3 protein-coding genes are annotated in these 1,936 nt (G+C 72.0%); 1 reads left to right on the top strand and 2 read right to left on the bottom strand.

The genetic code is table 11. The annotated features are described in order from the left end of the window. Positions 1-406 (bottom strand): hypothetical protein (locus tag WA805_RS31960; protein WP_425244210.1); only part of this gene is annotated, 406 nt, incomplete at its 3' end. Between the two features lie 488 nt (positions 407-894). Between WA805_RS31960 and WA805_RS31955 the strand changes: the two genes are divergently transcribed. Next, the gene (locus WA805_RS31955) at positions 895-1,101 is read left to right on the top strand and encodes a hypothetical protein (RefSeq protein WP_422322525.1); all 207 of its coding nucleotides are present in this window, start codon (positions 895-897) and stop codon (positions 1,099-1,101) included. A 143-nt stretch (positions 1,102-1,244) separates the two neighbouring features. On the opposite strand, the gene WA805_RS31950 is transcribed toward WA805_RS31955, so the two are convergent. Then, positions 1,245-1,936, bottom strand: a 692-nt coding sequence (locus tag WA805_RS31950) for a chromate transporter (protein WP_425244209.1), incomplete at its 5' end; no start/stop codon positions are given.

The following is a 1,936-nucleotide window of genomic DNA, read 5'->3' as shown; positions in this document are numbered from 1 at the left end:
GCACCCGGCCGGCGACGGCAGGCTCCGGAGCCGCAGCAGGTCGCGACTGGCCGGCGACCGCACGGCTGACCGGCCGCGCGGTGACCGACCACGTGCCGGGATTGACGCCGCGCACTTCCGCGGTCAGCGCCACAGGCCCGCTGCCCGGGACGATGCCCTGGTAGGTTTCCTCCTGCGTAAACGTGTCGCCAGGCCCTGGCTTCCCCGTCACGTCCGTGCGCTGCCCGGTAAACCGGACCGTGGCCGTCAACCGCTCGCCGTCTTCGCCAGGATCGAGCCAGCAGGTGACGTGCAGCAACTGCTCCAGCGCCTTCGCGGCCCACCGCGGAACCTCATCATCCGCCCCGCCGTCGGCGGCGGCCACCGCCACCGGCTTCGCCGCGGCAGCCGTCGCGTCTGCTGTCATCGCACCGGCCGCCTTGGTCCCTGCCCTGCCAGTGGCGGGCATCGTTGTGGCCGGCCCGATGCTGGGCAGCGCCGGCCTCATGTCGAGCGGCGGCCGTTTGGCAGCCGGGACGGTCGCGGTGCTCGTGGCGGACTGTCGCGTCGTCCCGTTCCCTGGACGCCGGGCGAGGCCCGGCGGTACAGCAGCGGCGGCAGGGTCAGGCGGCACGTTCTCCGATGCGGCACCAGGCGGCACATCTCGCGGGGGAGCGGCCGGGCGGGCCGGAAGCGCCTGATCCCGAGGGCCGGGCGGCTTTCCTCTTCTTCGCCTGCGGCATCGTGCACCTTCCCCGTGCGGGCCCATCGGCGGGAACGGTCCATCCTCGCTGCCGTGGTCGACCAGAGGTTGGCCAGATAGTTGTCGGGTGTTAGCCCTTAGGTGAAGAACACGCGTATAGCGGATCGGGCAATCGCGTTATATCGTGAGAGTCAGCCGAGGAGGTGGCAGGCATGCGGAGCGTTGCGCGACTGCTGTTCGGTCCCGAGGGAGACAGGATCGCCGACCTGTTCGCGCCGGGCGAGCACGACGAACGTGGCATGGCCGACCGAGTCAGGCAAGCCGGAGAGTGGTGCCAGACCACGCCAGGCAGGTCTCGTATCCGCAGTCGGCCCCTGCATAGCCAGCCGGCCTTCGGCCCGCGCCGCGGCCGCGGCTAACCGACCGCCGCCCGCCCGCCAACTCCCCGTCAGTCGACCAGCATCACGTCGCTCCTGAACGTGCTCGATGTCCCATCCACCACGCTCTTCCGTGGACGATGTCCCATCGACCACGTTCGGCGGCGGCTACGGGGAGACGGCGGCTACGGGGAGACGGTGCCGGCTGCCAGGGCGACGGTGACGCCGACCGCGGCGGCGCCGAGCAGGGTGAGCACCACCCCGCGGCGGAGCGGGAACAGCAGCACTAGGGCACCCGCCAGCACGAGGAACTGCCACGGATGACTGAGCGTCCTGGCGAGCGTGATCGCCGACCCGAAGATAGCGCCGATCGCGGCGGGGCCGGCACCGTTCAGGAAGGCCCGTGCCCGCTGGTCGCCGCGGATCCGGTCGAAGTGGCGCCCGCCAAGCAGGACGAACGCGAACGACGGCGCGAAGGCCACGGCGGAGGCGAGCAGCGCGCCGCCGATCCCGGCGGCGGCATAGCCGACCACGGCGACGGTCTGCACGACCGGCCCGGGCGTGACCTGGCCGAGCGCCACCGCGTTGAGGAACTGCGCCCCGGTCATCCAGTGGTAGTGGGAAACAGCGTCGGTTTGCATGAGCGGGATGATCACGAAGCCGCCGCCGAAGGACAGGCCCCCGACCTTGAATGCCTCCCACGCGACGCTGGCCAGCACCGCGCCGCCAGTCAGCCAGGTGAGCGCGAGCGGCGCGGCGGCAAGCCCGCGCAGCTTATCGACGGGACCGGGCGCGTCCTTGTTGCTGCTGCCCCTGAAGTCGCCGCGCGCCGAGCGGATGGCCAGCTCCGCCGCGCCGCAGCCGAGCAGTACGATCA

The organism is Trebonia sp. (assembly GCF_049794275.1).
GTDB lineage: Bacteria > Actinomycetota > Actinomycetes > Streptosporangiales > Streptosporangiaceae > Trebonia.
The sequence above is the reverse complement of the archived record's forward strand: the minus strand, read 5'-3'. Positions and strand labels throughout refer to the sequence as shown.